General features: G+C 58.1%; 14 protein-coding genes. 10 read left to right on the forward strand and 4 right to left on the reverse strand.

The window, feature by feature from the left end:
- Nucleotides 1–74: 74 nt before the first annotated feature.
- Complete coding sequence (locus ACM6IQ_RS08820; protein WP_017337232.1) at nucleotides 75–863, reverse strand: VacJ family lipoprotein; 789 nt, start codon at nucleotides 861–863, stop codon at nucleotides 75–77.
- A complete protein-coding gene (locus ACM6IQ_RS08825) occupies nucleotides 856–2,154 on the reverse strand; it encodes a serine protein kinase PrkA (protein WP_017337233.1) in 1,299 nt (432 codons plus the stop codon). Before ACM6IQ_RS08825 ends, ACM6IQ_RS08820 begins: the two co-directional genes overlap by 8 nt.
- A gap of 226 nt (nucleotides 2,155–2,380) precedes the next feature.
- Between ACM6IQ_RS08825 and ACM6IQ_RS08830 the strand changes: the two genes are divergently transcribed.
- A complete protein-coding gene (locus tag ACM6IQ_RS08830) occupies nucleotides 2,381–2,746 on the forward strand; it encodes a hypothetical protein (RefSeq protein WP_414878539.1) in 366 nt (121 codons plus the stop codon).
- A gap of 124 nt (nucleotides 2,747–2,870) precedes the next feature.
- Here ACM6IQ_RS08830 and ACM6IQ_RS08835 read toward each other — a convergent pair whose 3' ends face one another.
- Nucleotides 2,871–4,466 carry a beta-1,6-glucan synthase gene (locus tag ACM6IQ_RS08835; protein ID WP_017337235.1) on the reverse strand — a complete coding sequence of 532 codons (1,596 nt, stop codon included), beginning with the start codon at nucleotides 4,464–4,466 and terminating at the stop codon, nucleotides 2,871–2,873.
- 300 nt (nucleotides 4,467–4,766) lie between these two features.
- Between ACM6IQ_RS08835 and ACM6IQ_RS08840 the strand changes: the two genes are divergently transcribed.
- The 4 genes from ACM6IQ_RS08840 (at nucleotide 4,767) to ACM6IQ_RS08855 (ending at nucleotide 8,191) form a co-directional block, all read left to right on the forward strand.
- Complete coding sequence (locus ACM6IQ_RS08840; protein WP_017337237.1) at nucleotides 4,767–5,618, forward strand: glycine betaine ABC transporter substrate-binding protein; 852 nt, start codon at nucleotides 4,767–4,769, stop codon at nucleotides 5,616–5,618.
- 194 nt (nucleotides 5,619–5,812) lie between these two features.
- Nucleotides 5,813–6,124, forward strand: a complete 312-nt coding sequence (locus tag ACM6IQ_RS08845) for a DUF485 domain-containing protein (protein WP_017337238.1) — start codon at nucleotides 5,813–5,815, stop codon at nucleotides 6,122–6,124.
- A complete protein-coding gene (locus ACM6IQ_RS08850) occupies nucleotides 6,121–7,779 on the forward strand; it encodes a cation acetate symporter (protein WP_017337239.1) in 1,659 nt (552 codons plus the stop codon). The genes ACM6IQ_RS08845 and ACM6IQ_RS08850 overlap by 4 nt, the downstream gene beginning before the upstream one ends.
- 202 nt (nucleotides 7,780–7,981) lie before the next feature.
- A complete protein-coding gene (locus ACM6IQ_RS08855) occupies nucleotides 7,982–8,191 on the forward strand; it encodes a hypothetical protein (RefSeq protein ID WP_414878540.1) in 210 nt (69 codons plus the stop codon).
- Nucleotides 8,192–8,544: 353 nt separating this feature from the next.
- Here ACM6IQ_RS08855 and gltA read toward each other — a convergent pair whose 3' ends face one another.
- Nucleotides 8,545–9,834 (reverse strand): citrate synthase, encoded by a 1,290-nt coding sequence (gene gltA, locus ACM6IQ_RS08860; RefSeq protein ID WP_017337241.1) that lies wholly within the window; start codon nucleotides 9,832–9,834, stop codon nucleotides 8,545–8,547.
- A gap of 363 nt (nucleotides 9,835–10,197) precedes the next feature.
- Here gltA and sdhC point away from each other — a divergent pair, with 363 nt between their 5' ends.
- The 5 genes from sdhC to ACM6IQ_RS08885 all read left to right on the forward strand — a co-directional run bounded on the left by sdhC (nucleotide 10,198) and on the right by ACM6IQ_RS08885 (nucleotide 16,520).
- Nucleotides 10,198–10,572 carry a succinate dehydrogenase, cytochrome b556 subunit gene (gene sdhC / locus ACM6IQ_RS08865; RefSeq protein WP_017337242.1) on the forward strand — a complete coding sequence of 125 codons (375 nt, stop codon included), beginning with the start codon at nucleotides 10,198–10,200 and terminating at the stop codon, nucleotides 10,570–10,572.
- A complete protein-coding gene (sdhD, locus tag ACM6IQ_RS08870; protein WP_017337243.1) occupies nucleotides 10,566–10,934 on the forward strand; it encodes a succinate dehydrogenase, hydrophobic membrane anchor protein in 369 nt (122 codons plus the stop codon). The genes sdhC and sdhD overlap by 7 nt, the downstream gene beginning before the upstream one ends.
- A gap of 3 nt (nucleotides 10,935–10,937) precedes the next feature.
- On the forward strand, nucleotides 10,938–12,713 hold the full coding sequence (sdhA, locus tag ACM6IQ_RS08875; RefSeq protein WP_008032662.1) for a succinate dehydrogenase flavoprotein subunit: 1,776 nt from the start codon (nucleotides 10,938–10,940) through the stop codon (nucleotides 12,711–12,713).
- 11 nt (nucleotides 12,714–12,724) lie between these two features.
- Nucleotides 12,725–13,429 (forward strand): succinate dehydrogenase iron-sulfur subunit, encoded by a 705-nt coding sequence (locus tag ACM6IQ_RS08880; RefSeq protein ID WP_010456852.1) that lies wholly within the window; start codon nucleotides 12,725–12,727, stop codon nucleotides 13,427–13,429.
- Nucleotides 13,430–13,688: 259 nt separating this feature from the next.
- A complete protein-coding gene (locus ACM6IQ_RS08885; RefSeq protein WP_414878541.1) occupies nucleotides 13,689–16,520 on the forward strand; it encodes a 2-oxoglutarate dehydrogenase E1 component in 2,832 nt (943 codons plus the stop codon).
- Nucleotides 16,521–16,524 lie beyond the last annotated feature (4 nt).

The raw sequence follows: 16,524 nt of genomic DNA on the forward strand, positions 1-16,524 counted from the left end.
TGTGGTGTTTGAAGTACCGCGCATGAAAAAGGCCATTCGACTCGCATCGAATGGCCTTTTTTGTTGCTGCCGGATTACTCGGCGATCTGCAGCTTGCGCGACTCGGTGTACACGTAGCGCACCTTCTCATACTCGAACGGCGAGTTCAGCTGGCCATAGCGGAAGCTGGTCTGGTGGCGCTTGTCGATGCTGCGCAGGATCCACACTTCAGGGTGGTTGGAGCTGACTTCGGCGACGTTCAGGAAGTTGATCGCGTTTTCGGCAGTGAAGTCCACGGCCAGGCCGCCGGTGTCGCGGATGTTGGAAGGGCCGAGGATCGGCAGCACGAAGTAGGCGCCGCCCGGTACGCCGTAGAAGCCGAGCGTCTGGCCGAAATCTTCGCTCTGGCGCGGCAGGCCCATGGCGGTGGCCGGGTCCCACAGGCCGGCAATACCGATGGTGGTATTGAGCAGCAGGCGCGCGGTGGTTTCCATCGAACGCTTGCCCTTGAACTGCAGCAGGCTGTTCATCAGGTTCGGCACGTCGCCGAGGTTGTTGAAGAAGTTGCTGACGCCGGTGCGCAGGAAACCAGGCGTTATGTAGCGATAACCGTCGACCACCGGCAGGAACACCCATTGGTCGAAGCGGTAGTTGAAGTGATACACCCGGCGGTTCCACTCTTCCAGCGGGTCGTACACGTTCAGTGCGTTGAGGGTGGAGCGCTCGAACTCGCGCTGGTCCAGGCCCGGGTTGAATTTCAGTTTGCTCAACGGCTCCTTGAAACCGTCATTGTCGATGACAACTGGCGCGTTGGCTTTGCTGTTGTCGGCATTGGCGACGCCTGCACAGAGTAACGCTGCGATAAGCAGGAGGTATTTAGCCACGGAAGAACTCCAGCATGGCGTCGCTGTTGACGCGGTAGTTAAGGTTGCCGCAATGGCCGCCCAGTGGATAAACGGTCAAGCGATCGCCGAAGGTCTTGCGCAGGAAACCGAGGTCGCCAGGGCCGAGAATCACATCGTCGGCGTTATGCATGACCGCGATTTTCGGGCTGTCGTGCAGGTAATCCTTCAAGGCATACAGGCTGACCTGGTCGATCAGTTGCAGCAGGCTGCCGCCGTCGGTGCGCGCGCGCCACATCGGGATCACTTGTTCGGTGATGTAGCAGTCGAAGTCGCACTGCAGCGCACGCTTGAGGTACGGAGTGAGCGTCGTGCCTTCTGTGATAGGCGTTTTCGGCGGCGTGATCAGGCCGCGACGGTTGATCAGGTCCGAGGTAAAGGCGATGTCGGCGGCCGAGAAGCGGAACGACGTGCCGATGAGCATGGCCATCTGTTCGTTGGTCAGGTGTTGCTTGGACTGCTGGAAGTCATAGAGCAGGGCATCGTTGAGGTCGATGTAGCCTTTTTGCTGGAAGTAGCGGGTCAGTTTGTTCAGTACCAGTTCATAGAACGTCGTGCTGTTGTTGATGCCCTTGACCTCTGTCTGGACGAGCCTGTCCAGGTTGGTGATCGAGGTGTAGAGGTTGACTGGCGGGTTGAGCAGCAAGACTTTCTTGAAATTGAAGCTGCGGCGGGTTTCGTCCAGATGCGCGACGAATGCGGCGTCCAGGGCACCCAGGCTGTAACCGGTCAGGTAGTAATCGGTGACGGCCACTTTCGGGTTTTGTGCCCGCACGGCCTGCATCACCCGGTACATGTCTTCGGCGTCATCCTTGGTGATACCGGGCGTGGCAAAGCGTGACGCAGCGCTCATGAAGTCGAAGCTGGTGGGCGACGACAGCTGTACTACGTGGTAACCGGCTTTGTAGTAGAGCTTTTTCAGGTATTCGTTGAGGCTGCTGTCATAGCGCGCGCCAGTGCCGGCGATCAGGAAGATCAGTGGGGCCGCTTTATCCTGGGTGGCGATGCGATAGGTCAGTTTCTTCACCGGCCAGAAGTTGTCCGGCAGTTCGAACTCACGCTCCGGGCGCAACGTGACGCTGCGGGTTTCCTGGTCGATGTCATCGTCAAGCGGCAACTCCGGACGCAGGTCCGGCGGCGTCGTGGCGATAGTCGCCTCGAACGGGTTGGTCAAAGGGTAGCCATAACTGGCGGCGTCGATATCGACCGCCAGTGCGGACGCACTCAAAATAAGGCCGCCAAACAGGGCGGCGAAGCGCAAGGAACGGAGCATGACTAGATCCCTTAGAGAGAATGGTGCCGGATGAAGTTCGCAGGCTATGACCACAGGGGTTGCGTCAAAGTGCCATGCATCGGCACCAATCAGGCCTAATTTCGGAGTAATGGTAGGTGGACGATACACTTTGCAGCGATTGACTGCCCAGTTAACTGTTGTTAACGCTTGCGTCAGGCTGTCGTCGGATTAAGCTGGCCGCCGTTTTCGCTTATTGGAGTGCCTCATGTCCCGCCGTTTGCCCGTGATTCTGCTGCTTGTCTTGCTGCCTTTATGGCTGGCCGCCAGTTATGGCGCGCGTTATGGCTTCATGGAGGATGCGCAGTGGGTCGGTCTCTGCGTCGACGACGCGAGCCGCTGGGAATGCGTGGTCCGTTCGAACCTGGGCTTGATGATTCATTTCCAGGTATTGGGCTGGACCGCCCTGGCGGCAGCGGTAATCGGCTTTGTGTTGCCGGGCCGGGCAGGGTGGTGGTTGGCGATACTGGCGCTGGTGTTCGGGTTTCCGGCGCTGGCGTTGTACAACACGACGATGGCTGTGTTTGCTGTGGTGATTGCTGCTTTGCGACTGGTCCGTGCGCCTCGCGCCTGATCGTCAGCCCTCGCGGGCAAGTCGCGCTCCCACAGGATCTTTGTCGTACACAAAATCTGTATTCGCTGAAGAACCTGTGGGCGCGTGGCTTGCCCGCGTCAGGGCCGGTAGCAGCACTGAAAGATCAGCCCTTGCGCACCCGCAAACTGCGCCACAACGCCGCCACCATCAACACGCTCACCAATGCCCAGCCCCAGGCCTGCTGGTTTTGCAAACCTTCGCGATACAACTGCGGCGCAATGCCGGCACCGACGATGAAGGTCAGCAGGGCAATCTCTCGACGTGGCACGCTCACCGGACGGCACAGGTAAACCAGCGCCGGCAGGATGAACGCGACACTCGGGAAGCTGCGATAACGCGGATCCAGCACCAGCTCCAGCATCATCACCGCCGCCGCAAAACCTGCCACTGCCAGCAACCAGCCCGCCCTACGTTCCAGCGCAGCGAAGGCTTGCCCACGCCAACCCGTGCGAGCGCTCAATGTCAGCGCTGCATGCGCCAGCACCAGCAGGTTCAAACCGGTCAGCAAGGCGACCCACAACCATTCACTGGTAAATCGCGTGGTAACCCGCGCCAAATCGCCCCATGCACCAATCGAACAGGCTGCCAGCGCGCCCAGAAGCGGCAGAACCAAGGCCGCGCGAGTGCTGCGTACGCGTCCGCCCAGGATCAGTGTGCCGAGGAAGATCACGCCACCCACCACCAGCCACTGCGACCAGTACGGCACGTTCGACACTGGCCCCGCCAGCACGCCCTTGTCCTGACGATCGGCATCGAACAGCCCCCAGTAACCACCGACCGCCCCTTCACTGGCGCGTTTCCAGGGTTGGTCGAAGGCTTCGATCAGGTTGTAGTGCCAGCCTTCTTGCTCGGCCATGATCACAAAGTTGCGAATGAACTTGGCCTCATTGACTCGGCTTGGGAGGGCGGTTTCGCGCTGACGGCCTTCGCTTGGCCAGCCGGTTTCGCCGATCATCACGTCTTTGGGTGCGAATTTGTTGCCGAACACCTGACGCACTTCGCGAACATGCTGCAGCGCGGCGTCGATGTTCGAAGGCTCATCCTCCCAGTAGGGCAGCAGGTGGATGGTCAGGAAGTCCACTGCGGGGGCGATTTCCGGGTGTTTGAGCCAGAATTCCCAGACGTCGGCATAAGTGACAGGCTGCTTGACCTGACTTTTGACCTTGCCGATCAGCCTGGCCAGCTGAGCGCCGGTGATTTCCTTGCGCAATAGAGTCTCGTTGCCGACGATCACCGACGTCACCACGTCCTGGTTGGCGTTGGCGGAGGCAATCAGCAGGTCGACTTCTTTCTCGGTGTCCACCGGATTGCTGTTGACCCAGGCGCCGATCATCAGCTTCAGGCCATGCTTTCGGGCCAGATCGGGCAGTGCCTCGAGGCCGGTCATGGAATAGGTGCGGATGCATTCGAATCGGGTGGCCAGCAAGGCGAGGTCGGCGTCCATGCGCTCGGGGCGCAACTTGAACGGCTGATCGAACGGCGATTGGTCTTTGTCGAATGGGGTGTAGGAGGCGCATTGCAGCTTGTGCGTTGCGCTGGCCACGTCCGGCAGACTCACCGGTTTGCCGAGTCCGTACCAAAAACCGCCAAGGGCAAAAAGCCCCAGCAGGCAGGCGAATAAATATGCAAAAAAAGGAAAGCGTGATGTCGCGGGCATGGTCAGGCCGTCTGGGAGCAAAGCCGCGCATGTTACCTGCAATTGCCCCGCGCTTGGTGGCCTGCATGATTTTGACATGCAAAGTTCGGGCGGATCGGCGGGAGCGCTGAAGGTGGTCGTGATTAATGGCGTTCTGATGTCGTTTCTCGATGCCTTGAGGTCGCTGACAGCACAGGTTCCGGTTGGCGTCAGGTTGATTATCGAGGCGTCAGTTCCCTTGTTGATAAATCGCGCTGATGATCGAACGAGTTTGCGGTGGGCGTGATGGGGGCGCTGTGCACCATAACAATACGTTGACGCGACTCGGCATCCGTCGAGCGCAGCACTTTCGGGGAAGTAACGATGAAGATGCGACGACTTTTAGGCGCAGGTGCCGCTCTGGTACTTGCGATTGGCTCCACATTCGCCAATGCCGAGAGCAAGACCCTGAGCATCGGTTACGTTGATGGCTGGTCCGACAGCGTAGCGACCACCCATGTGGCCGCCGAAGTGATCAAGCAGAAGCTGGGTTATGACGTGAAGCTGCAAGCCGTCGCGACCGGGATCATGTGGCAGGGCGTGGCGACAGGCAAACTCGACGCTATGCTGTCGGCCTGGTTGCCGGTGACTCACGGTGATTACTGGGCCAAGAACAAAGACCAGGTCGTCGATTACGGCCCGAACTTCAAGGACGCGAAAATCGGTCTGATCGTGCCGGAGTACGTCAAGGCCAAGTCGCTTGAAGATCTGAAAACAGACGATAGCTTCAAGAAACGCATCGTCGGCATCGACGCCGGTTCGGGCGTGATGCTCAAGACCGAGCAGGCCATCAAGGACTACGACCTGACTGGCTATCAACTCAAGGCCAGTTCCGGCGCCGGCATGATTGCCGAGCTGACCCGCGCCGAGAAGAAAAACGAATCCATTGCCGTGACCGGTTGGGTACCGCACTGGATGTTCGCCAAGTGGAAATTGCGCTTCCTCGAAGACCCGAAAGGCGTGTATGGCGCGGCTGAAACCGTGAACAGCATCGGCAGCAAAGAGCTGGCAACCAAAGCACCGGAAGTGGCCAAGTTCCTGAAAAACTTCCAATGGTCTTCGAAAGACGAAATCGGCGAAGTCATGCTGGCCATTCAAGAAGGCGCCAAGCCTGAAGCGGCCGCGAAGGATTGGGTCGCCAAGCACCCGGAGCGCGTTGCAGACTGGATCAAATAATCTGAGCTGACGCGTTGGGTCAGCACCTCTGAAGGCCCCTTGGCACAAATGCCTGGGGGCCTTTTATTTTCTGCATGCTGGAAAATGGCGATTCTGTCATGTCGTTCTAATACTAAGGTCGTCTGGAACCTGCCCCGCAGCCGCATAGAGTGGATACCGTTCCACCAATAATCTGTGCTGCGAGGATAAAAACAATGAACGACAGCATTTACCTCTCGATTCAAAACAGCCCGCGCTTCAAGGAGCTGGTTAGTAAGCGAGAAAGGTTCGCCTGGATTCTTTCGGCGATCATGCTTGGGCTTTACTCCGGATTCATCCTTTTGATCGCTTACGGGCCGCATATTCTGGGCGCGAAGATCAGCCCTGAGTCATCGATAACCTGGGGCATACCGATCGGTGTCGGGCTGATTCTTTCGGCCTTCATCCTCACCGCGATCTACGTTCGACGCGCCAATGGCGAATTCGACGACCTGAACAATGCGATTCTCAAGGAGGCTCAGCAATGATCCGGCGTCTAATGGCTCTTTTGAGCATCGCAGCGTTCGCACCTGGCGCCTGGGCGGCTGAAGCCCTGACCGGTGCAGTGACCAAACAACCGCTGAACGTCGCCGCGATCCTGATGTTCGTGGCGTTTGTCGGCGCGACTTTGTATATCACCTACTGGGCTTCGAAGAAAAACAACTCGGCGGCCGACTACTATGCGGCCGGCGGCAAAATCACCGGTTTCCAGAACGGCCTGGCGATCGCCGGCGACTACATGTCCGCGGCGTCCTTCCTGGGTATTTCCGCCCTGGTGTTCACCTCCGGATACGACGGCCTGATCTACTCGATCGGCTTCCTGGTGGGCTGGCCGATCATTCTGTTCCTGATCGCCGAGCGCCTGCGTAACCTGGGTAAATACACTTTTGCCGACGTGGCGTCCTACCGCCTTGGGCAAACCCAGATTCGCTCGCTGTCCGCTTGCGGTTCGCTGGTGGTGGTGGCGTTCTACCTGATCGCGCAAATGGTCGGTGCCGGCAAGCTGATCCAGCTGCTGTTCGGTCTCGACTACCACGTTGCAGTGATCCTGGTCGGTATCCTGATGTGCATGTACGTGCTGTTCGGCGGCATGCTGGCGACCACTTGGGTGCAGATCATCAAGGCTGTGCTGTTGCTGTCCGGTGCCTCGTTCATGGCGCTGATGGTAATGAAGCACGTCAACTTCGACTTCAGTGCCCTGTTCTCCGAGGCGATCAAGGTTCACCCTAAAGGTGAGGCGATCATGAGCCCGGGCGGTCTGGTGAAAGATCCGGTCTCCGCGTTCTCCCTGGGCCTGGCGCTGATGTTCGGTACCGCTGGCCTGCCACACATCCTGATGCGCTTCTTCACCGTGAGTGATGCGAAAGAAGCTCGCAAGAGCGTGCTGTACGCAACCGGCTTCATTGGTTACTTCTACATCCTGACCTTCATCATCGGCTTCGGCGCGATCCTGCTGGTCAGCACCAACCCGGCTTTCAAAGATGCGGCTGGCGCGCTGTTGGGCGGCAACAACATGGCAGCGGTGCACCTGGCCAATGCGGTCGGTGGCAGTATTTTCCTGGGCTTCATCTCGGCGGTAGCGTTCGCGACCATTCTGGCAGTGGTTGCCGGTCTGACCCTGGCCGGTGCTTCGGCGGTGTCCCATGACCTCTATGCCAGCGTGATCAAGAAAGGCAAGGCGAACGAGAAGGACGAGATTCGTGTCTCGAAAATCACCACCATCGCACTGGCGGTGCTGGCGATCGGTCTGGGTATTCTGTTCGAAAGCCAGAACATCGCGTTCATGGTGGGCCTGGCGTTCTCCATCGCGGCGAGCTGCAACTTCCCGGTGCTGCTGCTTTCCATGTACTGGAAGAAGCTGACCACCCGCGGTGCGATGATCGGTGGCTGGCTGGGTCTGGTCAGTGCGGTAGGCTTGATGGTCCTCGGGCCAACCATCTGGGTGCAGATCCTGCATCACGAGAAGGCGATCTTCCCGTATGAATACCCGGCGTTGTTCTCGATGATCATTGCGTTTGTGGGGATCTGGTTCTTCTCGATCACTGACAAGTCGACGGCGGCTGACAATGAGCGGGCGTTGTTCTTCCCGCAGTTTGTTCGTTCGCAGACGGGTCTGGGGGCGAGTGGGGCGGTTTCGCACTAAGGTTTCGAGAGTGTTTGTGTAAGTTGGGTTGAACAGAAATGCCCCGGTCGAGAGATCGGGGCATTTTTCTGTGGGCGGTTATCGGACCCTTTGGGGCGATGGTCCCGACCGGTTTTTTGAGTATGTGCATATCCGTGTTTGGTGTAACGGCGCCTGCTAGTTTCGAGCTGACCTGACGGTTAGTTCGGTCAGGTGATCGCAGGTGAACACCAATGCCATGCCCAACGAAATTCCCACTGTGTGCGAGCCTGCTCGCGATGCCGGACTTCCATTCAACATTGATGTTGACCGGGACGACGCTATCGCGAGCAGGCTCGCTCCCACAGGGATTCATTGCAAATCGAGAGTGTGTGCACAGTCGCTTGCCACCCCGGTCGGCCCGAAGGCCGTCGAGGTTTTGATTTTGATCTAAGGCGCCCCGTTAAACCACGCTGGCCGAACGCAGGTATTGCGCAGCGGGTAAACCGGCAAGGATGCCGGCTTAGCCGCGCCGGGCCAGGGATGGCCCATCGCGGCGACCCGCGGAGCAATGCCTGTGTTCGGGCACACCGAGCTCAAGCGAGGTGCCGAGTGGTGGGGCAAGAGCGCTTGGTTACTTGGCGCTTTTCCAAGTAACCCGCTGTAAAAGCGGAACCAATAGGCGCCGTTACCGCAGGAATGGATATGCACATCCACATCCACACATTCAAAGCGCGCAAACAAAAACGGCCTCTATATAAGAGGCCGTTCTCGGTACAACTTTAAGACGTTATCGCAAGACAAGTCTTATTTGCGGTCTTCCAGCTTGGTGATATCACGCGACTCGTAGCCGGTGTACAGCTGGCGCGGACGGCCAATCTTGTACGGGCTGGAGAGCATTTCTTTCCAGTGGGAGATCCAGCCGACAGTCCGCGCCAGAGCGAAGATCACCGTGAACATGCTGGTTGGAATGCCGATCGCCTTGAGGATGATCCCCGAGTAGAAGTCGACGTTCGGGTACAGCGAGCGCTCGATGAAATACGGATCGGTCAGGGCGATCTCTTCCAGGCGCATGGCCAGTTCGAGTTGCGGATCGTTGTTGATGCCCAGTTCCTTCAGCACTTCGTCGCAGGTCTGCTTCATCACGGTGGCGCGTGGGTCGCGGTTCTTGTAAACCCGGTGACCGAAGCCCATCAGCTTGAACGGATCGTTCTTGTCCTTGGCCTTGGCGATGTACTTGTCGATGTTCGAGACATCGCCAATTTCATCGAGCATGGTCAGAACAGCTTCGTTCGCGCCGCCGTGGGCAGGGCCCCACAGTGCAGCGATGCCGGCAGCGATACAGGCGAACGGGTTGGCACCCGAAGAACCGGCCAGGCGTACGGTGGAAGTCGATGCGTTTTGCTCGTGGTCGGCATGGAGGATGAAGATCCGGTCCATGGCCTTGGCGAGTACCGGGCTGATCGGTTTGATCTCGCACGGGGTGTTGAACATCATGTGCAGGAAGTTTTCCGCGTACGTCAGGTCGTTGCGCGGGTACATCATGGGTTGGCCCATGGAGTACTTGTAAACCATCGCTGCCAGGGTCGGCATCTTGGCAACCAGGCGGATCGCGGAGATTTCGCGATGCTGCGGGTTATTGATGTCCAGGGAGTCGTGGTAGAAGGCCGAGAGGGCGCCGACTACACCGCACATGACAGCCATCGGGTGGGCGTCGCGACGGAAGCCGTTGAAGAATGTCTTCAACTGCTCGTGAACCATGGTGTGGTTCTTCACGGTGCTGACGAACTGGGCCTTCTGTTCTGCGGTCGGCAATTCACCGTTGAGCAGCAGATAGCAGGTTTCCAGGTAGTCCGACTTTTCAGCCAGCTGTTCGATCGGGTAGCCGCGGTGCAGCAGAATGCCGTTGTCGCCGTCGATATAGGTGATCTTCGACTCGCAGGAAGCGGTCGACATGAAACCAGGGTCAAAGGTGAAACGGCCCGTGGCCGTCAGGCCCCGAACATCGATAACATCGGGACCAACGGTGCCGGTTAAAATGGGCAGCTCGACGGGGGCTGCGCCCTCGATGATCAACTGCGCTTTTTTGTCAGCCATGTGGCCTCCTATTTATGCTTGAAATCATCAGACAGACCCCCCACGCAGGGCCCGCACCACTATAGTGAGATAAATTCGAATGTCAATTTGCCTAAAGTCTTGCTCCAGAAGGCTTTAACCGGACTTTTTCCTCGAAATTGACTGCCATTTACGCCTTTTATGCAACTTGTGCAATGCGCTATTAGGGGAAGGTGAACGCGTTGTCATTAGTAGCCTAACTGTCTATACTCGGCCTCCGACCGCCAGGGGCTTTTGGGCCTGCTTTATTGGGGGTCGCACTCCCTGGGTGGTGGGTACCTGACCAGTGCACTCCCCAACAACTTTGCCCTGATTGTTAGGGGCTCTTCAGTGTGAAAAAAAGCCGTGAATAGCCAACGACCTGTAAACCTAGACCTAAGGACCATCAAACTCCCAGTCACTGCTTACACGTCCATTCTTCACCGAATCTCCGGTGTCATCCTCTTTGTCAGCCTGGCCATCATGCTTTATGCATTGGACAAGTCGCTCGACTCGGAAGAAGGCTTCGGTCAGGTGAAAGCGTGTCTGACCAGTCCGCTAGCCAAGCTAGTGATTTGGGGCATCCTGTCCGCCTTGCTGTATCACCTGGTTGCCGGTGTGCGCCATTTGATCATGGACATGGGCATCGGTGAGACGCTTGAAGGCGGCAAACTGGGCTCGAAAATCGTTATCGCCGTTTCCGTGGTGGTAATCGTTCTGGCAGGAGTTTGGATATGGTAACTAACGTCACGAACCTGTCGCGTTCGGGCCTCTATGACTGGATGGCACAACGTGTGTCTGCGGTCGTTCTCGCGGCTTACTTCATTTTCCTGATCGGATACGTGGTTGCCCATCCCGGCATCGGCTACGCCCAATGGCATGAACTGTTCGCAAACAACTGGATGCGTATTTTCAGTCTCCTGGCCCTCGTTGCCCTCGGCGCTCACGCCTGGGTCGGCATGTGGACCATCGCGACCGACTACTTGACGCCAATGGCGTTCGGCAAGTCCGCGACTGCGATACGTTTCCTCTTCCAGGCAGTATGCGGCGTTGCGATGTTCGCCTACTTCGTCTGGGGTGTGCAGATTCTTTGGGGTATCTGATTCATGTCTACTACAGTTAATACGCTTTCGTTCGACGCCATCATCATTGGCGGCGGCGGTGCCGGCATGCGCGCTGCGCTGCAGCTGGCACAGGGCGGTCACAAGACTGCCGTTGTCACCAAGGTTTTCCCGACTCGTTCGCACACGGTTTCAGCCCAGGGTGGCATCACCTGCGCCATCGCGTCCGCCGATCCAAACGATGATTGGCGCTGGCACATGTACGATACCGTCAAGGGTTCCGACTACATCGGTGACCAGGACGCTATCGAATACATGTGTTCCGTAGGCCCGGAAGCAGTCTTCGAACTCGAGCACATGGGCTTGCCGTTCTCCCGTACCGAACAGGGTCGCATCTACCAGCGTCCGTTCGGCGGTCAGTCGAAAGACTTCGGTAAAGGTGGCCAGGCTGCCCGTACCTGCGCCGCTGCCGACCGTACCGGTCACGCATTGCTGCACACCCTGTATCAGGCCAACCTGAAGGCCGGCACCGTATTCCTCAACGAATATTACGGCGTCGATCTGGTGAAGAATGAAGATGGTGCCTTTGTCGGCATGATCGTCATCTGCATCGAAACCGGTGAAACCTCCTACGTTCGCGCAAACGCCACTGTACTGGCGACTGGTGGTGCGGGCCGTATCTACTCGTCCACCACCAATGCCCTGATCAACACCGGTGACGGCGTCGGCATGGCTCTGCGTGCTGGCGTGCCGGTACAAGACATTGAAATGTGGCAGTTCCACCCGACCGGTATCGCCGGCGCCGGTGTACTGGTAACAGAAGGCTGCCGCGGTGAAGGCGGCTACCTGATCAACAAGCACGGCGAGCGTTTCATGGAGCGTTATGCTCCGAACGCCAAAGACCTCGCCGGTCGTGACGTTGTTGCTCGCTCGATGGTTAAAGAAATCATCGCTGGCAACGGTTGCGGTCCCGATGGCGACCACGTAATGCTGAAACTCGATCACCTCGGTGAAGAAGTTCTGCACAGCCGTCTGCCAGGCATCATGGAACTGTCCAAGACCTTCGCTCACGTCGATCCTGCCGTTGCGCCGATCCCGGTCGTTCCAACCTGCCACTATATGATGGGCGGCGTTGCCACCAACATTCATGGTCAGGCAATCACTCAGGACGCTGACGGCGTTGATCAGATCATTCCTGGTCTGTTCGCGGTAGGTGAAGTGGCGTGCGTATCGGTTCACGGTGCCAACCGTCTGGGCGGCAACTCGCTGCTCGACCTCGTGGTGTTCGGCCGTGCCGCTGGCCTGTTCCTGGAGCAGACCCTGAAAGAAGGCGTTGATTACGCCCGTCCACGCCAGTCCGACATCGACGCTGCCCTGGCGCGTCTCGATGGCCTGAACTCGCGTACCGAAGGCGAAGACGTCGCCACTCTGCGTAAAGAGCTGCAAAGCTGCATGCAGAACTACTTCGGTGTATTCCGTACCGGTGAATACATGCAGAAGGGCATCGCTCAACTGGCTGATCTGCGTGGCCGTATCGCCAACGTCAAGATCAACGACAAGAGCCAGGCGTTCAACACTGCGCGTATCGAAGCGCTGGAACTGCAGAACCTGCTGGAAGTTGCTGAAGCCACCGCCATCGCTGCAGAGATCCGCAAAGAGTCCCGCGGTGCTCACGCCCGTGAAGACTACGAAGATCGCGATGACGAAAACTGGCTGTGCCACACCCTGTACTTCCCGGGTGACAAGCGCGTGACCAAGCGTGCTGTGAACTTCTCGCCGAAGACTGTTCCGACTTTTGAACCTAAGATTCGGACTTATTAAGGGTGGCCGCCATGTTGCAAGTCAGTGTTTATCGCTACAACCCTGATCAGGACGCTGCGCCGTTCATGCAGGAATTCCAGGTCGATACCGGTGGTAAAGACCTGATGGTGCTGGACGTGCTGGCCTTGATCAAGGAGCAGGACGAAGGTTTCTCCTATCGTCGCTCTTGCCGTGAAGGCGTTTGCGGTTCCGACGGCATGAACATCAACGGCAAAAACGGTCTGGCGTGCGTCACGCCGCTGTCTTCTGTCGTAAAAGGTAACAAGCTGATCGTTCGTCCGCTGCCAGGTTTGCCGGTTATCCGTGACCTGGTCGTCGATATGAGCATCTTCTACAAGCAATACGAGAAGGTTAAGCCATACCTGCAGAACGACACGCCGGCTCCGGCCATCGAACGTCTGCAGACTCCGGAAGAGCGTGAAAAGCTCGACGGTCTGTACGAGTGCATCCTGTGCGCTTGCTGCTCGACCTCTTGCCCGTCCTTCTGGTGGAACCCGGACAAGTTCCTGGGTCCAGCTGCTCTGCTGCAAGCGTATCGCTTCCTGGCAGACAGCCGCGACACCAAGACTGCCGAGCGTCTGGCTTCGCTGGATGACCCGTTCAGCGTATTCCGCTGCCGCGGGATCATGAACTGCGTCAACGTCTGTCCGAAAGGCCTGAACCCGACTAAGGCCATCGGTCACGTGCGTAACATGCTGCTGCAAAGCGGCGTGTGATTCAGCTGTAACTGCAGGACCGCTGTACCCGTAGATGCTACGGCGCAGGCTTCAACCGGCGCCGTAGTTTTAACCTGGGCAGCAGCTTACAAGGCTGCGGCTCTTATTTTGAAGAAATGAGACAAGCAGGGGCATCCGGGCTGGTACCCGGACTATCAGCGTGATCCTAAGTGGCTTGTTTTGGTCGCTGCATTCGGACTTCTGCAAGTTTGCTCGGTGTCGACGCCGGTGGTGTTCCCCTAACCGAGGGTGACCAAGCATGCAAGAAAGCGTGATGCAGCGCATGTGGAACAGTGCCCACCTTTCAGGTGGAAACGCTGCCTATGTGGAAGAGCTTTATGAGCTCTACCTGCACGACCCTAACGCTGTGCCAGAAGAGTGGCGCACCTACTTTCAGAAGTTGCCTACTGACGGCAACTCTGCCACCGATGTTTCGCACTCCACAATTCGCGATCATTTCGTCTTGCTGGCAAAGAACCAGCGCCGCGCACAACCGGTTTCCGCCGGCAGCGTGAGCAGTGAGCACGAGAAGAAGCAAGTTGAAGTGCTGCGATTGATCCAGGCCTACCGTATGCGTGGCCACCAGGCAGCCCAGCTTGACCCGCTGGGGCTGTGGCAGCGTCCTGCACCTGCAGACCTGTCGATCAATCATTACGGCTTGACCAATGCCGATCTTGATACGACCTTCCGTGCCGGCGACCTGTTCATCGGCAAAGAGGAGGCGAGCCTACGCGAAATTCACGAAGCGTTGCAGCAGACATATTGCCGCACCATCGGCGCTGAATTCACGCACATCACCGATTCCGAGCAGCGCCAGTGGTTCCAGCAGCGTCTGGAAAGCGTGCGTGGTCGTCCGACGTACTCCGCCGATATCAAGAGCCACCTGCTCGAGCGCGTGACTGCCGGTGAAGGCCTGGAAAAATACCTGGGCACCAAATACCCGGGCACCAAGCGTTTCGGTCTGGAAGGCGGCGAGAGCCTGATTCCAATGCTCGACGAGCTGATCCAGCGTTCCGGTTCCTACGGCACCAAGGAAATCGTTATCGGCATGGCCCACCGTGGCCGTCTGAACGTGCTGGTCAACACCTTCGGCAAGAACCCGCGCGAGCTGTTCGACGAGTTCGAAGGCAAGAAGAAGGTTGAACTGGGTTCCGGTGACGTTAAATACCACCAGGGCTTCTCGTCCAACGTCATGACCACCGGTGGTGAAGTTCACCTGGCCATGGCGTTCAACCCGTCCCACCTGGAAATCGTATCTCCAGTGGTCGAGGGGTCCGTTCGCGCCCGTCAGGATCGTCGTAACGACCCTACCGGCGAGAAGGTTCTGCCGATTTCCATCCACGGTGACGCGGCGTTCGCCGGTCAGGGCGTGGTCATGGAAACCTTCCAGATGTCGCAGACCCGCGGTTTCAAGACCGGCGGCACCGTGCACATCGTGATCAACAACCAGGTCGGTTTCACCATCAGCAACCCGCTGGACTCGCGTTCCACCGAGTACGCGACCGACGTTGCGAAGATGATCCAGGCGCCGATCCTCCATGTGAATGGTGATGATCCGGAAGCCGTATTGTTCGTGACCCAGTTGGCCATCGACTACCGCATGCAGTTCAAGCGTGACGTGGTGATCGACCTGGTCTGCTACCGTCGTCGCGGCCACAACGAGGCCGACGAGCCAAGCGGCACCCAACCTCTGATGTATCAGCAGATCACCAAACAGCGCACCACCCGTGAGCTGTATGCCGATCGCCTGACTCAGAGCGGTGTGCTGGACGTTGAGCGTGTTCAGGCGAAAGTCGATGAATACCGCAACGCGCTGGACAACGGTCTGCATGTAGTAAAAAGCCTGGTCAAAGAGCCGAACAAAGAGTTGTTCGTGGACTGGCGTCCGTATCTGGGCCACGCCTGGACTGCACGTCACGACACGCGTTTCGATCTGAAAACCTTGCAGGAACTGTCTGCCAAGCTGCTGGAAATTCCGGAAGGCTTCGTGGTTCAGCGCCAGGTCTCGAAGATCTACGAAGACCGTCAGAAAATGCAAGCCGGCGGCCTGCCGATCAACTGGGGTTACGCCGAAACCATGGCGTACGCGACCCTGGCGTTCGAAGGTCACCCGATTCGCATGACGGGTCAGGACATCGGTCGCGGTACGTTCTCGCACCGTCACGCTGTCTTGCACAACCAGAAAGACGCGGGCACCTACATCCCGCTGCAAAACCTGTACAACGGCCAGCCACGTTTTGACCTGTACGATTCGTTCCTGTCCGAAGAAGCCGTGTTGGCGTTCGAATACGGTTACTCGACCACCACGCCTGAGGCGCTGGTGATCTGGGAAGCCCAGTTCGGCGACTTCGCCAACGGTGCCCAGGTGGTTATCGACCAGTTCATCACCAGTGGCGAGCACAAGTGGGGCCGTCTCTGCGGTCTGACCATGCTGCTGCCGCACGGTTATGAAGGTCAGGGTCCGGAGCACTCTTCGGCTCGTCTGGAGCGTTACCTGCAGCTGTGCGCCGAGCACAACATTCAGGTTGCCGTACCGACTACGCCGGCTCAGATCTACCACTTGCTGCGCCGTCAGGTGATTCGCCCGCTGCGCAAGCCGTTGATCGTCCTGACTCCGAAGTCGCTGCTGCGCCACAAACTGGCCATCTCGACGCTGGAAGATCTGGCGGAAGGTTCGTTCCAGACCGTTATCCCGGAAATCGATGCCCTGGACCCGAAAAAGGTCGAGCGCGTTGTTCTGTGTAGCGGCAAGGTCTACTACGACCTGCTGGAAAAACGCCGTGCCGAAGGTCGTGATGACATCGCCATCGTGCGTATCGAGCAACTGTACCCATTCCCTGAGGACGACTTGAAAGAAGTCCTGGCTCCTTACACCAACGTCAAAAATGCCGTCTGGTGCCAGGAAGAGCCGATGAACCAGGGTGCGTGGTACTGCAGCCAACACCACATGCGTCGCAGCATCAGCAATCTCAACAAGTCTCTCGTACTTGAGTACGCGGGCCGTGAGGCTTCTGCTGCACCTGCATGCGGTTACGCATCGATGCACGCTGAGCAGCAGGAAAAACTGCTGCAAGACGCCTTTACTGTTTAACGCC

Source organism: Pseudomonas sp. IT-P100, assembly GCF_949767185.1.
GTDB lineage: Bacteria > Pseudomonadota > Gammaproteobacteria > Pseudomonadales > Pseudomonadaceae > Aquipseudomonas > Aquipseudomonas fluorescens_B.

Excerpts from the sequence above, each read along its gene's own strand:
- sdhD (WP_017337243.1), top strand. The coding sequence starts at position 10,566 with ATGGTAACTAACGTCACGAACCTGTCGCGTTCGGGCCTCTATGACTGG.
- sdhA (WP_008032662.1), top strand. The coding sequence starts at position 10,938 with ATGTCTACTACAGTTAATACGCTTTCGTTCGACGCCATCATCATTGGC.
- ACM6IQ_RS08845 (WP_017337238.1), top strand. The coding sequence starts at position 5,813 with ATGAACGACAGCATTTACCTCTCGATTCAAAACAGCCCGCGCTTCAAG.
- ACM6IQ_RS08850 (WP_017337239.1), top strand. The coding sequence starts at position 6,121 with ATGATCCGGCGTCTAATGGCTCTTTTGAGCATCGCAGCGTTCGCACCT.
- ACM6IQ_RS08830 (WP_414878539.1), top strand. The coding sequence starts at position 2,381 with ATGTCCCGCCGTTTGCCCGTGATTCTGCTGCTTGTCTTGCTGCCTTTA.
- ACM6IQ_RS08880 (WP_010456852.1), top strand. The coding sequence starts at position 12,725 with ATGTTGCAAGTCAGTGTTTATCGCTACAACCCTGATCAGGACGCTGCG.
- ACM6IQ_RS08840 (WP_017337237.1), top strand. The coding sequence starts at position 4,767 with ATGAAGATGCGACGACTTTTAGGCGCAGGTGCCGCTCTGGTACTTGCG.
- ACM6IQ_RS08825 (WP_017337233.1), bottom strand. The coding sequence starts at position 2,154 with ATGCTCCGTTCCTTGCGCTTCGCCGCCCTGTTTGGCGGCCTTATTTTG.
- gltA (WP_017337241.1), bottom strand. The coding sequence starts at position 9,834 with ATGGCTGACAAAAAAGCGCAGTTGATCATCGAGGGCGCAGCCCCCGTC.
- ACM6IQ_RS08885 (WP_414878541.1), top strand. The coding sequence starts at position 13,689 with ATGCAAGAAAGCGTGATGCAGCGCATGTGGAACAGTGCCCACCTTTCA.